Annotated in this window: 14 protein-coding genes; 10 read left to right on the top strand and 4 right to left on the bottom strand. The window is 68.0% G+C overall.

The window, feature by feature from the left end:
- Nucleotides 1-224 precede the first annotated feature (224 nt).
- Nucleotides 225-680 carry a GatB/YqeY domain-containing protein gene (locus tag AAFN88_RS06785; protein WP_347519270.1) on the bottom strand — a complete coding sequence of 152 codons (456 nt, stop codon included), beginning with the start codon at nucleotides 678-680 and terminating at the stop codon, nucleotides 225-227.
- 178 nt (nucleotides 681-858) lie between these two features.
- Here AAFN88_RS06785 and carA point away from each other — a divergent pair, with 178 nt between their 5' ends.
- The 3 genes from carA (at nucleotide 859) to greA (ending at nucleotide 5941) form a co-directional block, all read left to right on the top strand.
- Complete coding sequence (gene carA, locus AAFN88_RS06780; RefSeq protein WP_347519268.1) at nucleotides 859-2118, top strand: glutamine-hydrolyzing carbamoyl-phosphate synthase small subunit; 1260 nt, start codon at nucleotides 859-861, stop codon at nucleotides 2116-2118.
- Nucleotides 2111-5386, top strand: coding sequence for a carbamoyl-phosphate synthase large subunit (gene carB / locus AAFN88_RS06775; protein ID WP_347519267.1), 3276 nt, complete (start codon nucleotides 2111-2113; stop codon nucleotides 5384-5386). Before carA ends, carB begins: the two co-directional genes overlap by 8 nt.
- A 78-nt stretch (nucleotides 5387-5464) precedes the next feature.
- Nucleotides 5465-5941, top strand: coding sequence for a transcription elongation factor GreA (gene greA / locus AAFN88_RS06770; RefSeq protein WP_347519265.1), 477 nt, complete (start codon nucleotides 5465-5467; stop codon nucleotides 5939-5941).
- Nucleotides 5942-5981: 40 nt separating this feature from the next.
- Here greA and AAFN88_RS06765 read toward each other — a convergent pair whose 3' ends face one another.
- Together AAFN88_RS06765 and AAFN88_RS06760 are read right to left on the bottom strand one after the other, a co-directional pair.
- Complete coding sequence (locus tag AAFN88_RS06765) at nucleotides 5982-6500, bottom strand: GNAT family N-acetyltransferase (protein WP_347519262.1); 519 nt, start codon at nucleotides 6498-6500, stop codon at nucleotides 5982-5984.
- Nucleotides 6501-6571: 71 nt separating this feature from the next.
- Complete coding sequence (locus tag AAFN88_RS06760) at nucleotides 6572-7072, bottom strand: Lrp/AsnC family transcriptional regulator (protein WP_347519261.1); 501 nt, start codon at nucleotides 7070-7072, stop codon at nucleotides 6572-6574.
- A gap of 203 nt (nucleotides 7073-7275) precedes the next feature.
- Here AAFN88_RS06760 and AAFN88_RS06755 point away from each other — a divergent pair, with 203 nt between their 5' ends.
- The 5 genes from AAFN88_RS06755 (at nucleotide 7276) to AAFN88_RS06735 (ending at nucleotide 13040) form a co-directional block, all read left to right on the top strand.
- Nucleotides 7276-8301, top strand: a complete 1026-nt coding sequence (locus tag AAFN88_RS06755; protein ID WP_347519259.1) for a mitochondrial fission ELM1 family protein — start codon at nucleotides 7276-7278, stop codon at nucleotides 8299-8301.
- A gap of 110 nt (nucleotides 8302-8411) precedes the next feature.
- A complete protein-coding gene (locus AAFN88_RS06750) occupies nucleotides 8412-9071 on the top strand; it encodes a 2OG-Fe(II) oxygenase (RefSeq protein WP_347519258.1) in 660 nt (219 codons plus the stop codon).
- 35 nt (nucleotides 9072-9106) lie between these two features.
- Nucleotides 9107-11017: a hypothetical protein gene (locus tag AAFN88_RS06745; protein WP_347519256.1), complete on the top strand. Its 1911-nt coding sequence runs from the start codon at nucleotides 9107-9109 to the stop codon at nucleotides 11015-11017.
- Between the two features lie 84 nt (nucleotides 11018-11101).
- A complete protein-coding gene (locus tag AAFN88_RS06740; RefSeq protein WP_347519254.1) occupies nucleotides 11102-11542 on the top strand; it encodes a VOC family protein in 441 nt (146 codons plus the stop codon).
- Nucleotides 11543-11789: 247 nt separating this feature from the next.
- On the top strand, nucleotides 11790-13040 hold the full coding sequence (locus tag AAFN88_RS06735) for an MFS transporter (RefSeq protein ID WP_347519253.1): 1251 nt from the start codon (nucleotides 11790-11792) through the stop codon (nucleotides 13038-13040).
- A 15-nt stretch (nucleotides 13041-13055) separates the two neighbouring features.
- Here AAFN88_RS06735 and AAFN88_RS06730 read toward each other — a convergent pair whose 3' ends face one another.
- Nucleotides 13056-14792: a SulP family inorganic anion transporter gene (locus AAFN88_RS06730; RefSeq protein WP_347519252.1), complete on the bottom strand. Its 1737-nt coding sequence runs from the start codon at nucleotides 14790-14792 to the stop codon at nucleotides 13056-13058.
- A gap of 381 nt (nucleotides 14793-15173) precedes the next feature.
- Between AAFN88_RS06730 and trxB the strand changes: the two genes are divergently transcribed.
- On the top strand, nucleotides 15174-16163 hold the full coding sequence (gene trxB, locus AAFN88_RS06725) for a thioredoxin-disulfide reductase (RefSeq protein WP_347519251.1): 990 nt from the start codon (nucleotides 15174-15176) through the stop codon (nucleotides 16161-16163).
- Between the two features lie 196 nt (nucleotides 16164-16359).
- Nucleotides 16360-17250: a LysR family transcriptional regulator gene (locus tag AAFN88_RS06720; RefSeq protein ID WP_347521644.1), complete on the top strand. Its 891-nt coding sequence runs from the start codon at nucleotides 16360-16362 to the stop codon at nucleotides 17248-17250.
- Nucleotides 17251-17518 lie beyond the last annotated feature (268 nt).

Raw genomic sequence — 17518 nt, 5'->3', positions numbered from 1 at the left:
ATGCCGAGCGTTCAGGAGGCCGGGCGGTCGCAGCGACACCGCCGGCGGGTCGCCAAACCTATCAAAGCCCCGCGGGGCGCGCATCCGCGCGCCGCGCCCGAGTCGTGGACATTATAGCAGGACAACTTCGGGAAAACTTCTGGAAAACCTGATGAACTACGGGGATCGATCACCCCAGCCGCCCGGCGCCAGAGCGTTGCGGGCCTGGGGATAAGACTCCTTCCCTAAACCAAGGCCTCTTTGACGATGCCGCTGGCCTTGCCGAAGTCCATGCGGCCGGGATAGCGCTCCTTCAGGGTGCCCATGACCCGGCCCATGTCCTTGACGCTGGAGGCGCCGAGCTCGCCGATCACCGATTCGATGGCGGCGCGCATGTCGGTCTCGTCCATCTGCTTGGGCAGGAAGCGTTCGATGACCTCGATCTCCTCGCCCTCGCGCTTGGCCAGGTCGTCGCGGCCGCCCTTGGTGTACATCTCTATGGAATCGTGGCGCTGGCGCACCATCTTCTGGAGCATCTCGAGGATCTGCTCGTCGCCCAGGCCGTCGCCGTTGCCCTTGGTCCGCTCGGCGATATCCCGGTCCTTCAAGGCGGCCAGAATCAGCCGCAGGGTCGAGGTGGCCCGGGCTTCCTTGGCCTTCATGGCATCTTTAAGGGCGTCGTTGAGACGGGTGCGCAACATCTATGGTCTTCCCAGTGACTCGCAAGGCGCGGGAGGTTAGCCCAATTCATCCGAAATGGCAAAACGCGGAACGGCGTTTTAAACTATTGAAATATATAGATTATGGACTTTCGCTTGGGCTTGACCAAGCCGGGCCTTTCCCTTAAACATCAGGCCGCCTGCGTCGAGGATCCGCTTCATGAACGACACACCTCCGATCCCTAACCCGTCCGCCGAGGACGGGCCGTCTTCCGCTGCGCCCGTTTCCGCGCCGCGCCAGGTGCCCGAGGGCGTCACCGGCGCCCTGGTTCTGGCCGACGGCAGCGTATTCTGGGGCAAGGGCCTGGGCGCCAGCGGCCGGGCGGTGGGCGAGGTCTGCTTCAACACCTCCATGACCGGCTACCAGGAGATCTGCACCGATCCCTCCTACGCCGGCGAGATCATCACCTTCACCTTCCCCCACATCGGCAACGTCGGCACCAACGCCGAGGACATCGAGACCCTGAGCCCGGCCGTGCGCGGCGTGGTGCTGCGCGACGACATCACCGAGCCGTCGAGTTGGCGCAACGCCCAGCACTTCGACGCCTGGCTGAAGTCGCACAACCTGATCGGCCTGGCCGGCGTCGACAGCCGCGCCATCACCCGGCGCATCCGCGACGCCGGCGCGCCGCACGGCACCATCGTCCACTTCCCCGAGGGCCCCGATGGACCAGGGGAGGCGGATATCGAGGCCTGCCGCAAGATGGCCGCCGAGTGGCCGGGCCTGGAGGGCATGGACCTGGCCGCCGAGGTGAGCTGCCGCCAGACCTACGACTGGTCGGAGACGTGCTGGGAACTGGGCCGGGGCTACGGCTCCCAGGCCGCGCCGAAATACAAGGTGGTGGCCGTCGACTACGGCGCCAAGCGCAACATCCTGCGCTGCCTGGCGACGCTGGGCTGCGACGTCACCGTGGTGCCGGCCAACGCGACGCCCGAGGAGATCCTGCGCCACAAGCCCGACGGCGTCTTCCTCTCCAACGGCCCCGGCGACCCGGCGGCGACCGGCGTCTATGCCGTGCCGACGGTGCAGGCCGTCCTGGCGACCGGCCTGCCGCTCTTCGGCATCTGTCTCGGCCACCAGATCCTGGCCCTGGCGCTGGGCGCCAAGACCACCAAGATGCAGCGCGGCCACCGCGGCGCCAACCACCCGGTCAAGGACCTGGCCACCGGCAAGGTGGAGATCACCAGCCAGAACCACGGCTTCATGGTCGACACCCAGACCCTGCCGGCCGGCGTGGTCGAGAGCCACGTCTCCCTCTTCGACGGCACCAACGAAGGCATCGCCGTCGAGGGCCGTCCGGTGTTCTCCGTGCAGTACCACCCCGAGGCCTCCCCCGGCCCGACGGACAGCCACTACCTCTTCAAGCGCTTCGTCGCCCTGATCGAAGACCACAAGGTCAGCGCCAAACAGCATGCCTAAACGCACAGACATCAAATCGATCCTGATCATCGGGGCCGGGCCGATCGTCATCGGCCAGGCCTGCGAATTCGACTATTCCGGAGCGCAGGCCTGCAAGGCGCTGAAGGAGGAGGGCTACCGGGTCATCCTGGTGAACTCCAATCCCGCCACCATCATGACCGACCCGGACCTGGCCGACGCCACCTACGTCGAGCCCATCACCCCGGCCGTGGTCGCCAAGGTGATCGAGCGCGAGCGCCCCGACGCCCTGCTGCCGACCATGGGCGGGCAGACCGCGCTCAACACCGGCCTGGCGCTGGAGCGCGACGGCACCCTGGAAAAGTTCGGCGTCGAGATGATCGGCGCCAAGGGCGACGTCATCGACAAGGCCGAAGACCGCCAGCGCTTCCGCGAGGCCATGGACAAGATCGGCCTGAAGTCGCCGCGCTCCCACCTGGTGAGCACCTTCGAGGCGGCCATGGAGGCCCTGCCGGACGTCGGCCTGCCGGCCATCATCCGCCCCTCCTTCACCCTGGGCGGCACCGGCGGCGGCATCGCCTACAACCCCGACGAGTTCGAGGAGATCGTCAAGGGCGGCCTGCGCGCCTCGCCGACCGACCAGGTGCTGATCGAACAGTCGGTGCTGGGCTGGAAGGAATACGAGATGGAGGTGGTCCGCGACTGCGCGGACAACTGCATCATCATCTGCTCCATCGAGAACGTGGATCCCATGGGCATCCACACCGGCGACTCGGTCACCGTGGCCCCGGCGCTGACCTTGACCGACAAGGAATACCAGATCCTGCGCGACGCCTCGATCGCGGTGCTGCGCGAGATCGGCGTCGACACCGGCGGCTCCAACGTGCAGTTCGCCATCAACCCGGACGACGGCGAGCTGGTCATCATCGAGATGAACCCGCGCGTCTCGCGCTCCTCGGCGCTGGCGTCGAAGGCCACCGGCTTCCCCATTGCCAAGATCGCCGCCAAGCTGGCGGTGGGCTACACCCTGGACGAGCTGGACAACGACATCACCAAGGTGACCCCGGCCTCCTTCGAGCCGACCATCGACTACGTGGTCACCAAGATGCCGCGCTTCACCTTCGAGAAGTTCCCCGGCGCCGAGCCGCTGCTCACCACCTCCATGAAGTCGGTGGGCGAGGCCATGGCCATCGGCCGCAGCTTCGCCGAATCCCTGCAGAAGGCGCTGCGCTCCATGGAAACCGGCCTCACCGGGCTGAACGAGGTGGAGATCCCCGGCGCCCTGGACGCGGAGGGCAAGGTCGACCGCGACGCCATCCGCACCGCGCTGGCCGCGCCCCGGCCCGACCGTCTGCTGACCATCGCCCAGGCCTTCCGCCACGGCATCACGCTGGTGGAGATCCTGGAGACCACCCACTTCGACCCCTGGTTCCTGCGCCAGGTGCAGGACATCGTCAAAGCCGAAGAGGAGGTGCGCAAGGGCGGGCTGCCGCGCGACCGCGCGGGCTGGCTGCGCCTGAAGCAGATGGGTTTTTCCGACGCGCGCCTCGGCGAGCTGAGCGGCCAGGAGGAGAGCGCCGTCTACCAGGCCCGCCTGGCCATGGATGTTGCCGCCGTCTACAAGCGCATCGACACCTGCGCCGGCGAGTTCCCCTCCATCACGCCCTACATGTACGCCGCTTACGAAACCGGACACCTGGGTCCCGACGGCCCGCTGGCGGCGGACTGCGAGGCCGACCCCAGCGACCGAAACAAGGTGATGATCCTGGGCGGCGGGCCGAACCGCATCGGCCAAGGCATCGAGTTCGACTACTGCTGCGTCCACGCGGCCTACGCGCTGAGCGACGCCGGCTACGAGACCGTCATGGTCAACTGCAACCCGGAGACCGTGTCCACCGACTACGACACCTCGGATCGCCTCTACTTCGAGCCGCTGACCACCGAGGACGTGATCGGCATCGCCCGCAAGGAGCAGAGCCGCGGCAGCCTGAAAGGCGTCATCGTGCAGCTCGGCGGCCAGACGCCGCTGAAGCTGGCCAACGACCTGGAGCGCGCCGGCATCCCCATCCTGGGCACGGCGCCCGACGCCATCGACCTGGCCGAGGACCGCAAGCGCTTCCAGGCGCTGCTGGCCGAGTTGAACCTGAAGCAGCCGCCCAACGGCACCGCCACCTCCAAGGAAGAGGCCCTGGCGGTGGCCGAGAAGATCGGCTACCCGGTGCTGATCCGCCCCTCCTACGTGCTGGGCGGGCGGGCCATGGAGATCGTGCACAGCCCTGAGCGCCTGGAGCGCTACATCGAGACCGCGGTGAAGGTCTCCGGCAAGAACCCGGTGCTGATCGACAGCTACCTGCGCGAAGCGGTCGAGGTCGACGTCGACGCGGTGGCCGACGGCGAGGCCGTCTTCATCGCCGGTGTGATGGAGCACATCGAGGAAGCCGGCATCCACTCCGGCGACAGCGCCTGTTCCCTGCCGCCCTACAGCCTGGCCCCGGCCATCGTCGAGGAGATCGGCCGCCAGACCGAGCGGCTGGCCCGGGCGCTGAAGGTGGTCGGCCTGATGAACGTCCAGTTCGCGGTGCGCGGCGAGGAGATCTACATCCTGGAGGTGAACCCGCGCGCCAGCCGCACGGTGCCCTTCGTGGCCAAGGCCACCGGCCTGCCCATCGCCAAGATCGCCGCCCGCGTCATGGCGGGCGAGAAGCTGGCCGACTTCGACCTGAAGCGGAACGGCGGGACCCATGTGGCGGTGAAGGAAGCGGTCTTCCCCTTCGCCCGCTTCCCCGGCGTCGACGTTATGCTGGGGCCGGAAATGCGCTCGACCGGCGAGGTGATGGGCCTGGACAGCGATTTCGCGCGGGCCTTCCTGAAGGCGCAACTCGGCGCCGGCGTCACCCTGCCCCAGAGCGGCACCGTCTTCATTTCCGTGAAGGACGACGACAAGATCGCCATGACCCCCGTCGCCCGCGCCATCGCCGGCCTGGGCTTTCGCATCCTGGCCACCGGCGGCACGGCAAAACACCTTTCAGATCAAGGCCTTGATGTCGAGCTCATCAAGAAGGTCCGCGAAGGCCGGCCGCACATCGTCGACGCCATGAAATCGGGAGAGGTGCAACTGGTGTTCAATACCACCGAAGATGCCAAGGCCATCGCCGACTCCTTCGAGCTCCGCCGGACGGCGTTAACCAATTCGATACCTTATAGCACCACCGTAGCCGGCGCCCGCGCCGCCGTTAAGGCCATCGAGGCCCTGAAATCCGACGATCTTGCGGTGGCCCCTTTGCAGTCTTATTTTAGTGGGTCGTACTGAAGACAGCGGCTTTTCGGGCTCTGTCTTATCGGGCACAGTTACTCTCTCGGTAATTTAGGAAGCATCAGGCTTGCTCCCATGAGCGATAAGGTACCTATGACTGCAGGCGGGTTTGTCCGCCTTGAAGAAGAGTTGCGCTATCTGAAGACGACGGCGCGGCCGGAAGTGATTCGGGCTATTGCCGAAGCGCGCGAGCACGGCGATCTCTCGGAAAATGCGGAGTACCATGCCGCCCGCGAGCGCCAGAGCTTCATCGAGGGCCGCGTCGCCGAGCTGGAGGACAAGATCGCCCGCGCTGAGGTGATCGACGTCGCCAGCCTGGACGGCAAGACCGTGAAGTTCGGAGCCACCGTCACCCTGGTCGACGAGGACACCGACGCGGAAGCCGCCTACCAACTGGTGGGGGAGCTGGAAGCCGACGTGAAGGAAGGCCGCCTGGCCATCACCGCGCCCCTGGCGCGCGCGCTGATCGGCAAGGAAGTCGGCGATTCCGTCGAGGTGATGACCCCCGCCGGCTCCAAGGCTTACGAGATCCTCAAGGTCCAGTACGTCTGAGACCGCGCAGCCTTGGGCTGCGCCCACGACTGCGCAAAGGTCAGGCGAGATCGAGGCAGGCTTCGATTTCGCCGTCGAGCACGCGCCCGGTCGGCGTCAGGCCGCAGCGCGCATAGAACGCCGCCGGGCCGCCCTCTCCCTCCACATAGCTCAGATAGAGCCGCGGGAAGCCGTTTTCACGGGCGAGGCGCGCCAGGAGTTCCAAGGCGCGGCGGCCCAGCCCCCGGCCCTGGAATTCCGCCGCGATCATGAAGCGCCAGACGAAAAGGCCGTCGTCGCGCACCGGCTCTTCGGGGGCCGTCACGTCGTTCGGATCGCCGCCGCGGCGCGGATCGTGCAGCATCACGAAGCCGACCGGCCGATCCTTCAGGTAGATCGCGCGGAACCAGGCGGAGTCGTAGTAGTGGCCCTGGGCGACGGAAAAGGCGTTGGAGGCGACGAAGCGGTCCTGCCCCGCCCCCAGGCGCAGCCGCGCCACGGCTTCGAGGTTGTGCTTGTCGATCTCGACGAGGCGCAGGTCGTCCCCCGCTGCCGGCCGGTAGTTGATTGATGGCGTCAAAAAGACCTCCGGGCGGACCACCGACTCCGCCGCTCAAATGGCTTGGCCTGAAACGGGTTAGATGGCGACGCTCAGTCCTGGCTGGCCGGTTCGGCGCCCTGGGCGATGTCGATGGGCACGCCCGGCGTCGACTTGGCGGTGCGGATCACCTGTATGGTCTTCACCGTCACCACGTGCGGGGCGGAGGTGAGGCGCTGGGTCAACTCGTTCTCGTGCGCCGTGTTGCGCGCCACCAGGCGCAGCACGAAGTCGTCGGGCCCGCGCGCCATGTGGCACTCGCGCACCTCCGGCCAGCTCCCGGCCAGGGTCTCGAAGGCGTTCAGCACCGTTTCCGACTGGCTGTCCAGGCCGACCAGCGCGAAGAAGGTCACCTCGAAGCCCAGCGCCTCGGCGTCCAGGTCGGCGTGATAGCCCTTGATGAAGCCGGATTCCTCCAGGGCGCGCACGCGCCGGAGGCAGGGCGGCGCCGAGATGCCGGCGCGCCGCGCCAGCTCCACGTTGGTGATCCGTCCGTCTTCCTGGAGGTCCTGCAGGATCTGCAGGTCGATTCGGTCCAATTTGACCCGCCGCATGGGCATCCTCGGTAACGCAAAGAAAAGATCGCGCCCGTCTGCGCGGCCGCCGAGTAACAATATTACCCGGCCGCCCCTTCGGTTCAAGCCCCGAGGCCTGTGCAAAACCTCCGGGCGCAAGCTTCTTCACCGGGGCGCCGGCGGCGGAAGGGGACGCGCTTCGGTCTTGCACCGGGCGGGAGGCAATATCATAGTCCGCCGCCATGACCCGCCTCGAGAGTTCCGACCCCCCCGCATCGCAGAGCCTGCACGACCTCACCTGCTGGGTGGTGACCGACGGCAAGGCCGGCATGGAGATCCAGTGCCTCGGCCTGGCCGAGGCCATGGGCTGCGTTCCGCTGGTCAAGCGCGTCTCCGTCGGCAAGCCCTGGCGCTGGATGCCCGCGGCCCTGCTGCGCAAGCCCTTCAAGGCGCCCCTCGGGACCCTGGGGCCCAAGGGCGACAGCCTGAGCCCGCCCTGGCCGGACCTGTGGATCGCCAGCGGCCGCCAGACCGTGCCCCTGACCCGCGACATGAAGCGCCTGAGCGGCGGGCGGACCTTCACCGTGCAGGTGCAGAACCCGGCCATCGATCCCGCCGCCTTCGACCTCATCGTCACGCCGGAGCATGATCGCCTGCGCGCGGAGAACGTACTGACCACGCGCGGCGCCCTGGGCCGGATCACCGCCGAACGCCTGGCCGCCGCCGCCGAGCACTTCGAGCCGCTCTATGCCCACCTGCCGGCGCGCCGCATCGCCGTGCTGATCGGCGGCAACAACAAGGTCTTCCGCATGACCGCGGACCTGATGACCAAGCTGACCGGACAGCTCGCCCGCCTGGTGCGCGAGGAAGGCGTCGGCCTGATGGTCACCCCCTCGCGGCGCACCGGCGCGCGCAACGAGGAGATCCTGCGCCGCGGCCTGGAGGGCCTGCCGGCCCACATCTGGGACGGCAACGGCGAGAACCCCTATTTCGGCATGCTGGGCCTGGCCGACGCCATCGTCTGCACCGGCGACTCGGTCAACATGGTCTCGGAGTCGGCCAGCACCGGCAAACCGGTGCACATCGTCCAGCTGGAGGGCGGTTCGGCCAAGTTCCGCCGCTTCCACCAAGCCATGCAGGCGGCCGGGATCACCCGCCCCTTCACCGGCGCCCTGGAGCAATGGTCCTACACGCCGCTGGACGAGACCCACCGCGTCGCCGACGAGATCCGCCGGCGCCTCCGGGCGCGGCTCGCCGCGACCGGATGAGCGGACGCCGGCCGAACGGCTTGATCTGGCTCATTTGATCTTTCCCGGTCCCACCTATAAATAAGTCTGCAGACAGACCCGTCGACCGCCGAATCCGGGGAATCCGCCGCTTGTCGAGCCTTACCGCCGAAACCGTCCCGACCTCCCCGCGCCTCGACATGGCCCGCTTCGAGGCGGCGCCGCTGCAGCGCGCGCCCTTCGACTTCCTCATCCTCCCCGGATTCCTGAAGCGCGAAGCCCTGCCCGCGGTTGAACGCGACTTCCCGCGGATCACCAGCGGCGGCAGCTTCCCGGCGAGCAGCCTGAAATGCGGCCCGGCCTTCACGGACTTGCTGGCCGAATTGCAAGGCCCGGCGGTGACCGCCGCCTTCCAGGCCAAGTTCGGCATCGATCTGGCCGGACGGCCCACCATGATCACCCTGCGCGGCCAGTCGCGCGCCAAGGACGGCGCCATCCACACGGATTCCAAGACCAAGCTGGTCACCGCCCTCATCTACCTGAACAGCGCGTGGGAATCCGACGGCGGGCGCCTGCGCATGCTGAACGGCCCCGACGACCTGGAAGACTACGCAGCCGAGGTGCCGCCCGAAGCCGGCACCCTGGTCGCCTTCCGCTGCTCGCCGGAAGCCTGGCACGGCCACAAGCCCTTCATCGGCCAGCGCCGCTCCATCCAGCTCAACTGGCTGACCGACGACGGCGTGCTGAAAAGAGAACTCAAACGCCACGCCTTTTCCGCCCTGACCAAGAAGCTGCTGCGCTTCGGCGCCTAGGCTCGCCCCCCCCTCACGTACGCCCCGAGAGAACCATGGCCCTCAAGATCGAGACTTTCAGCAACGCCAAGGGCGGCAACGCCTTCTTCAAGGCCATCGGCCATCCCCTGGCCGCGCGCGAGGCGGCGGCGCTGCTGCGGGACTTGGGCTCGGGGCCCGTGGCGGTCTACGACCCGCTGGGCTACGCCAAGGCCTTCGCCGAGATCTACGACCTCTCCGGCCTCGACATCGCCGCGGTCTATGTGCAGGACCTGGAAGACATCGGTGTCGAGATCCTGGGCCGCCAGGCCCAGCCGGTCACCGACCTTCCGGGCTCTTCCGCCCCCAAGGTCTTCGTCACCGCCTTCGATGCCGGGCGCCTGATCGACCACATCCGCCATCTGCTGCCCAAGGATGCGGAGGTGGTGAGCCTGGACGCGCTGCGCCTGCCCGAGGCCATGCTGACCAACACCCGCAACTACCTGGACAGCCTGAACTTCGCCACCAACCTGGTGTTCTTCCGCGAGGGCGGCGGCCACCACACGCGCCTGGCCACCGCCAACTACTGGTCGGGCTACGGCGCCAAGGCGCCGAGTGCCTGGTGCTGCCTGATGGACGAGAACGGCAGGCCGCTGGCCGAGTGGAGCGACCCGCTGCCGGGCGCCGGCGCCAGCGTGGTGATCGACTCGAAAGACGTGCGGGAACGGTTCGGCCTCGGCGACTTCTGCGGCAGCCTCTTCCTGCACGTCTGCGGGATCGCCGGGCACGACATCGTCAAGTACGCCCTCGACACCTACGGCGATGGCGACGAGGTGCTGTCCTGCACCCACGACGCCAACTCCTGGCCCGCCGACCTCTATGGCGGCCTGCCGGCGCCCAAGGACGACGAGAAGGTGCTGCTGTGGGTGCAGAACAGCCACCCCGCGCCGGTGCCCGCCGGCAGCGTCGGCCTGAACCTCATGGGCGAGGCGGAGATTTCCTGGCTGGACCGCGAGATCCCGCCCTTCGGCACCCTGGCCATCGACACCGCCGAGCTGCTGCCCGCGGCGCGCTGGCCGCAGCAGATCGAGGTGCAGGCGGGCAAGCACTTCGTGCGCCCGCGCTACGAGGTGCTGGCCAACGGCGCCATGACCCCGCCGCGCCGGCGCATCGCCCACGCCAACGTGGAGCGCGTCGACCTCAAGCCCGATCCGCGCATCCCCGAGCTTTCCAACCTGCTGGGCAAGGGCTTCATCCTGCCGGCGCCGATCCTGCCGCGCGGGCGCTTCCGCTCGCTGGCCCTGCCGACGCCCATGTCGACCTGCCAGGCCAACCTGCCCCTGGCACTCTACGCCTACGACCCCGAGGGCAAGGAGATCGGCGGCAGGTCGCTGGGCAAGCTGCCGCGCAACCACGCCACGCTGGTCGATATCGACGATCTCGTGGATGGCGCCGATACCGACTGGGGCCACATGGAACTGGTCTACGACTTCGCCGAGGGCGGCGAGGCCGACGGCTGGCTGCACGGCCTCTTCCGCTACGAGGACAAAGCATCAGGACACGTGGCCGAGACCTCCTTCGGCGCCCACGTCTTCAACGCGGTGCTGACCTACAAGAGCGAACCGCAGTCCTATGCCGGGCGCGCGCCGGGCCTCTCGACCCGCCTCTTCCTCTCCTTCGGCCCCGAGCCCTACGAGCCCGTCTGCCACCTGATCTACCCGGCCTCGACACCCTGGCACGCCAAGAGCGAGACCCACCTGATGCTCTACGACCGGGACGGCCAGCAACTCGCCGAGCACGAGGTGCGGATCGCCTGCGGCGGCTCCCTCTTGTGGAAGCCGGCGGACTTCTTCTCCGCCGCCGACATGAGGAAGGCCGGCCCGGCCGGCTACGTGATCATCCGCGACATGACCTGCCGCCTCTTCGGCTACCACGGCCTGATGAACGGCGAGAAGGCCTTCTCCTTCGACCACATGTTCGGGTTTTAGGGCCGCTACACAGGCGTGCCGCTGGAACCTAGATTAAAGGCAAGCAATCCCTCCGCATAACCCCACGATCAGAGAGAGTTTCCGATGCGATACCTCCACACCATGGTCCGCGTGAAGGACCTCGACGAGTCCCTCGACTTCTACTGCAACAAGCTGGGCCTGCAGGAGGTCCGCCGCATCGAGAACGACAAGGGCCGCTTCACCCTGGTCTTTCTCGCCGCGTCGAAAGACGTCGAGCGCGCCAAGCAGGACAAGGCGCCGCTGGTCGAGCTGACCTACAACTGGGACCCGGAGGACTACGGCGGCGGGCGCAACTTCGGCCACCTGGCCTACCGGGTCGACGACATCTACGCCACCTGCCAGCACCTGATGGATTCCGGCGTCACCATCAACCGCCCGCCGCGCGACGGCTACATGGCCTTCGTGCGCTCGCCCGACGGCATCTCCGTCGAACTGCTGCAGGAAGGCGACGCCCTGCCTCCGCAGGAGCCCTGGGCCTCCATGGAGAACACCGGGAGCTGGTAGGAGCCAGCGTCCCACCCCCTCCTAACCTCCCCCCATCAAGGGGAAGGAATGTTTGACGGCTCACCCGCCGAACTGCCCCCTCCCCCTTGAAGGGGGAGGGTTGGGGTGGGGGTGACTTACGGTGCCCACCTAGAGGGCCCCTTTTCACTGAACTTGTGAGACGACGCATTCTCGGTTAGGGGAGCAGGAAGGCTTTTTCGCCGCCCTGCCCGCATAAGGACCCCCTAACTAGGAATTGGGACCGCCCATGCTCGCCCGGCGCATCTACGACTCCTGGCCGCTGTTCCTCGGCATGCTGCTCTTGATGATCAGCAACGGGCTGCTGGTGACGCTGCTGACGACGCGGGCCACCGGGCTGGGCTTTTCGCAGACGCAGATCGCTTTCATGCAGGCGGCCTATCCGCTGGCCGCCGTCTTCGGCTGCCTGGTGGCCCCGCGCATCGTCGCCGCCGTGGGCCACATCCGCAGCTTCGGGGCGCTGGCCTCGCTCTGCTCCACTGCCGCCCTCATCCACATGGTGACGGCCGACCCCTGGAGCTGGGCGGCCATGCGGGCGCTGGCCGGCTTCTGCTTTCCGGGGCTCTACGTGGTGGCGGAGAGCTGGCTGAACGGACGCGCCGACAACCAGACGCGCGCCGCCCTGCTCTCCGTCTACTTCATCACCCAGACCGGCGGCGCGGCGCTGGGCCAGTTCCTGCTGTACCTGCCGGACAGCGACGGGACCCTGCTGTTCGTCATCACGTCGGTGCTGATCTCGCTGTCGCTGGTGCCCATGCTGCTCTCGGCGCGACAGGGCCAGGCCTTCGAAGCGCCGGCGCGGCTTTCGGTGCGCGAGCTTTTCGCCATCTCGCCGCTGGGCCTTTCCGTCGGTTTCCTGAACGGCATCTCCCAGGGCGCCTTCTATGTCGGCCTCGGTCTCTTCGGCGTCGCCCTCGGCCTGCCGGTCGGCGACATCGGCCTGCTGGTCGCCGCGGGCACCCTGGGCGGCGTGCTGGGGCAGTTCCCCCTGGGCGCGCTCTCCGACCGCCTTGACCGCCGCCTGGTGATTGCCGGGGCCGCCGCCGCGGGGCTGGCCGCCTGTCTCGTCATCGCCGCCGCCGCACCGATGCTCGCCGGCACGCCCTGGCTCTACGCCGCCGTCGCCCTGGTCGGCGCCTTCGTGCTGCCGCTCTATTCGCTGGGCGTCGCCCACACCAACGACCGCCTGGCGCCGGAGCAGATGGTCGCGGCCTCCGGCGGGCTGGTGCTGGTGATGAACGTGGGCATCGTGCTGGGCCCGCCGGCCGGCGGCCTGGCCATCACCCACCTGGGGGCGCCGGCCCTCTTCGGCTGCCTGGCGCTGCTGCAGGGCGCGACGGCCCTGCTGGCGGTCTACCGCCTGGTCGCCGGGGAAAAGCGCGCCGCCGAGACCGGCACCGCCCTGCCCGTCGGCCACGCCGCCACGCCGGTCGCCAGCCGCCTCAATCCCGAGGCGCACGAAGTAATGCAAGAAGACTGAGCCGGAGGGACCGCCCTACTCCGCCGCCTTGTCTTCGATCATCGCGGCGGCCATCTCGCGGGCCTCGGCGAAGTTGGCGGCGAAGCGCAGGTTGTCGTGCCGCCCCCCGGCGTCCGTGCCGAAGCCCATGCGCGCCAGCACCTCCTTGGGCTGCGGGCGGATGCCCGAGACGATGACCGCCACGCCGCGCGCGTTGCAGCGGCGCAGGAAGTCCGACAGGGCGGCGACACCCGAGGAGTCGATCATCGGCACGTTGCGCATGCGCAGGATGAAGACCTTGGGCGGCGCCGGCAGGGCCTCCAGCGCGTCGCGCAGGCTGCGCGCGGCGCCGAAGAACAGCGGCCCGCGCAGGGAGAACATCTCCACCCCCGCCGGCAGGGTCTGGAAGGCGTAGTCCAGCGCCGGGATCTGCGCGTCGTCGACGTCGCCCTGCAGGAAGCCGACGCCCTTTTCCACCTGCACCACCTGGGCCATGCGGTGCATGAAGAGCACCGCGGCCATGACCACGCCGACCTCGATGGCCACGGTCAGGTCGACCATGACGGTCAGCGCGAAGGTCACCAGCAGCACCACGGCATCGCCCGGCGGCGCGCTCATCAGGTGGCGGAACTTGTCGATCTCGCTCATGTTCCAGGCGACGATGACCAGCACCGCGGCGAGGCTGGCCAGCGGCACGTAGGCGGCCAGCGGCGCGGCGGCCAGCATGAAGACCAGCAGGAAGACCGCGTGCAGCATGCCGGAGATCGGCGAGCGCGCGCCCGAACGGATGTTGGTCGCGGTGCGCGCGATGGCGCCGGTGGCCGGCAGGCCGGCGAAGCAGGCCGAGGCGGCGTTGGCCAGCCCTTGCGCCACCAGCTCGCAGTTGGAGCGGTGGCGCGCGCCCGTCATGCCGTCGGCCACCATGGCCGAGAGCAGGCTCTCGATGCCGGCCAGGAAGGCGATGGTGAAGGCCGAGGGCAGCACCTCGACCGCCTGGCGGAGGCTGAAGTCCGGCAACTGGGGCAGCGGCAGGCTGGAGGGGATCTCGCCGAAGCGCGAGCCGATGGTCTCCACCGGCAGGCCCAGGCCCCAGACCGCCAGCGCGGCGCCGACCACCGCCACCAGCAGGGCCGGGATCTTAGGGGCAAAGCGGCGCAGCAGCAGGATGGCGGCCAGCGCCGTCGCGGCCACCGCGAAGGTCGCCGGGTCGAGGGTGTCGCGCGCCGCCCAGAGCGCCTTGAGCTTGGGCAGGAACTCGGCCGGCACCTCCGCGAGCGACAGGCCGAAGAGATCCTTCAACTGGCTGGAGAAGATGATGACGGCGATGCCGGCGGTGAAGCCGGTCACCACCGGCTCCGGGATGTACTTGATCCAGGTGCCGAAGCGCAGCAGGCCGGCCACCACCAGCATGGCCCCGGCCATGAGGGTGGCCAGCAGCAGTCCGTCGTAGCCGTGCTGGGCGATGACGTTGAAGACCACCACCACGAAGGCGCCGGTCGGCCCGCCGATCTGGAAACGGCTGCCGCCCAGCAGAGAGATCAGGAAGCCGGCGATCACCGCCGTCACCAGGCCCTTGTCCGGCGTCGCGCCCGACGCGATGGCCAGCGCCATGGCCAGCGGCAGGGCCACCACCGCGACCGTCAGGCCGGCCACAGCGTCGGCGCGCAGGTGCCCCCAGCCGTAGCCCTCCTTCAGGACGGTGATGAGCTTGGGCTTGAAGAGCCGCCAGGCATGACCGCTCGCGCTTGGGGGGGAACCGTCGGTCACCATCATGCGCGCGCCCGGCCGGGGCGGCGCGGTCCTGCAGAGAACATCGTCATATCCGTGTGGTGGGGATGCCGCGGCGCCAAGATTACACACAAGCACTGCATTTTACATATGTTTTATGTCGATCTCTGCCCTGCAGCGGACGCGGGCGGCGCGCCGGCCCCCCGCCTTGGCCTGTGCCTTGGCCCCCCCTTGGCCGGCGCCTTGGCCGCCGGGCCAGATGTCAGGCGGATCGGCAACCGAAACGGCGGGCGGAACGGCAGGCGGAACGGCAGGCGGAACGAAAGTCGGCAGCGATCCACAGAAAGTGGCGCTTCGCCGCCTTGCGAGCCCCTGCCGGCGTCTCTATTTTCCAAGGGCAATCTCGAGTCTGGAGTCCCCCCCGACATGGCCGATACCCGACACAGCGCCGATACCCGACACAGCAAGGTCTTCATCATCGGTTCCGGCGCCGCCGGCCTGACCGCGGCGATCTATACCGCGCGCGCCAACCTGAAACCGCTGCTGGTCCAAGGCCTGCAGCCGGGCGGGCAGATGACCATCACCACCGATGTGGAGAACTACCCGGGCTTCGCCGACGTCATCCAGGGGCCCTGGCTGATGGAGCAGATGCAAAAGCAGGCCGAGCACGTCGGCACCGAGATCGTCTCCGACATCATCAACGAGGTGGATTTCTCGCGCCTCCCCTTCGTCATGAAGGGCGACAGCGGCACCACCTACACCGCCGATGCAGTGATCATCGCCACCGGCGCCCAGGCGCGCTGGCTGGGCATTCCCGGCGAGCAGAAGTTCAACGGCCGCGGCGTCTCCGCCTGCGCAACCTGCGACGGCTTCTTCTACCGCGACAAGGAAGTCGTGGTGGTCGGCGGCGGCAATACCGCCGTGGAGGAAGCGCTCTACCTGGCCAACATCTGCTCGAAAGTCACCCTGGTGCACCGCCGCGACGCGCTGCGCGCCGAGAAGATCGGCCAGGAGCGCCTGTTCCGGCATCCCAAGATCGAGGTGCGCTGGAACGCCGTCATCGACGATATCCTGGGCGGCGACGGCCCCATGGACGGGGTCGAGGGCGTACGGCTGAAGAACACCCAGACCGGCGAGACCGGCGAGCTGGCCTGCGAAGGCGTCTTCATCGCCATCGGCCATGACCCGGCCACCAAGGTGTTCCGGGGCGCGGTGGACCTGGACGGCGAGGGCTACATCCTGGCCGAGGCCGGCGGCACGCGCACCTCGGTCCCGGGCGTCTACGCCGCCGGCGACTGCGTCGACAAGGTTTTCCGACAGGCCATCACCGCCGCCGGTATGGGTTGCATGGCGGCCCTGGAAGCGGAAAAATTCCTCGCAGAGCAGGAGGATTCCGCCAGCAAGGCGGCGGAATAGCCTCCTTAACCCCTCTGACCTATACTGATTCGCGGCGTTTCGGGCTTCCCACCGCCGCAGGAGCAGTATTTCTTCTTAACTCCCGCCGCGGTGGCGGGATTCCGCTGCCGCTTCGCCGGCTGCGATCGCGCCCCAGGAGGCGACCATGTTGGACGATGTCGGCCTGCCCCAGAAGCGGGGTCTCGGGGCCACCATTATGGATTGGGACAAGTTGCGCATCTTCCACGCGGTGGCGGAGGCGGGCAGCTTCACCCATGCGGGCGAGCTGCTGAACCTCAGCCAATCGGCGGTGAGCCGCCAGATTTCCGCTCTGGAGGACAGCCTCAAGGTGCCGCTGTTCCACCGCCATGCCCGCGGCCTGATCCTCACCGAGCAGGGCGAACTGCTGTACCGCACGGCCCATGAGGTCTTCGGCAAGCTGGCCATGACCGAGGCGCAGCTCACCGAGAGCAAGGACCGCCCCAAGGGCCCGCTGAAGGTCACCACCACGGTGGCCTTCGGCTCCCACTGGCTGGCCGCGCGCATGCATGAGTTCATCGAGGTCTATCCGGAGATCGAGTGCCACCTGCTGCTGCTCGATCGCGAGGTGGACCTTTCGATGCGCGAAGCGGACGTGGCGGTGCGCTTCTCGCCGCCGCGCCAGGCGGACCTGATCCAGCGCCACCTGATGACGGTGCACATGCACGTCTACGCAGCCGCCGGCTACATCAAGAAGCACGGCGTGCCGCAGACCGCCAAGGATCTGGACAGCCATCGCATCGTCGTTTACGGCGAGGACGTGCGGCCGCCGGTTCCGGACGTGAACTGGCTCTTGCGCGTCGGCTACAAGGACGGCCAGCTGCGCCGCCCGGCGATGACCGTGAACAACGTCTACGGCGTCATGAAGGCGGTGCAGTCGGGGGCCGGCATCGGCGCCCTGCCGGAGTTCATGGCCGCGGCCAACCCCGACCTGGTGCAGGTGCTGCCGGAACTCTCAGGACCGCAGTTCGATGCCTATTTCGTTTACGCGGAGGAGATGCGGCGCTCAAAGAGGATCTCGGTCTTCCGGGATTTTCTGCTACGTAAGGTTGCCGAATCCAACTTTTGAGTGTTATTCCCGGCCGCCGCCGTGTCATCCATAGGGGTTAATTCGAGGGGGTCTGCGGGGCCTTATTTTAATTAATTTTCATAGACTTAAGCAGCTATGCAAGCCCCGCATATCACCACTGCCCGAATGTATGTAGTAAAAGAAACTCAAATCCCTATCTTCAGGTCATCGGATGTTGCGACGCAGCATCCCGCGAGTTTCCCGGCGGCTCCGCCGGATCACTGTTCCGAGCGCCCCCCGCTCGGAGAAGGGCCTTTTTAGGTCCTAC

Origin of the sequence: Pelagibius sp. CAU 1746, from assembly GCF_039839785.1 — a bacterium.
In the GTDB taxonomy this organism is placed as follows: Bacteria; Pseudomonadota; Alphaproteobacteria; order Kiloniellales; family Kiloniellaceae; genus Pelagibius.
This window is presented reverse-complemented; position numbering and strand designations above follow the sequence as displayed.